Consider the following 1,284-nt stretch of genomic DNA (forward strand, 5'->3'; position numbering starts at 1 on the left):
ACTTTTTAACTTTAAAAACGTTTAAATTACTTAGATATGGAAGATGTTTCTCTGCTCATTTAAAACTTTCATTTTTTGTGCCCTTCCCATGATTGATCCGGTATAAACGTTCGTATGTTATTTCATCACCGATCTTATTTTCATTATTGGTTATTAAGGTATAAGTTCTATTTCCGCCATCTTCTCTATTTAGTTCCATAACAGCATGACCAGTGGTACCAGAACCGGCGAAGAAATCAAGAACACGGGCGTTTTTGTTAGGGATTAGATTGATTAGATATTTTAATAATTGGGTAGGTTTGGGATGATCAAATATTTTAGCATTAAAAATTTCTTTTTGCGTTTGTGTTCCTAATGTGTTATGAATTTTAGAGATTAAATTTGAGAATTTAGATGTTCTAACTATTTGATTTCCTTCATTATCTACGAATTGATATTGTTTACTATAAACAGAATCATTTTTAAATAGTATAAAATCATTTTCTATTCCCCATTGAACTTTACTTGCTGATCATCTTCACTGCCAGTCTTTCACTGCGTGTTTTCCACTTTGTCTTCTTAATCAATCTTCTTGAGATTTTCCAGGATAATATTTTTTGTCATTATGTTCAATAACATAATCTAGACCACTAGATCAAGTTAGCGATGCCCTATCTAACTGATTTAAAAAATATTTCCCTCTTTCTCTAACATGTTTATCTTCAAATTTATAATTGGAATTTTTATCAACATTTTGCCCTTCTTCATTAAGGAAAATTTTATTGATATTTTTTGCATACACAAGAACATATTCTGTTAAAATTTTTAGTAATTTTGAATCAGAAGCTGACCCAGAATTTTTCTTTTCTCATACTATATTTGCCACAAAATTCTCTTCACCAAAAATATCGTCCATTAAGACTTTTAGATAAGCTTGTTCACTATCATCGATAGACACAAAAATAACTCCATCATCTTTGAGCAGTTCCTTAGCTAAAATTAATCGTTCATTCATCATGTTTAATCAGCCGTTCCGACTGAATTTATCGCGGTAAATAAACTTATTATTGTTGATTTTTAAAGAATCGTTGGCAACAGAATTCCCATCCGAATTTGCTGCTTCTGTATTATAAGGAGGGTCGATGTAAATTACATCATATTTATAATCGAGCGCAGCTCTCTCTCTCTCTCTCTCTCTCTATGAGTATTAGATTCTTTAAAGCATCATAGTTCTCACCAATGATTAAAGTGTTCTCATTATCTATGGTGTTAGTAAATGAGCGCTTCGCATCATATTCAAGCACA

General features: G+C 31.1%; 1 protein-coding gene. It reads right to left on the reverse strand.

All coding sequences use genetic code 4. From position 1 onward, the window contains the following. A partial coding sequence (locus tag OF365_RS03145) for a site-specific DNA-methyltransferase (protein WP_318031883.1) occupies positions 1-1,129 on the reverse strand: 1,129 nt, incomplete at its 3' end. Positions 1,130-1,284: the final 155 nt, after the last annotated feature.

It is taken from the genome of Ureaplasma zalophigenitalium (genome assembly GCF_025780055.1).
Lineage (GTDB): Bacteria > Bacillota_I > Bacilli_A > Mycoplasmatales > Mycoplasmoidaceae > Ureaplasma > Ureaplasma zalophigenitalium.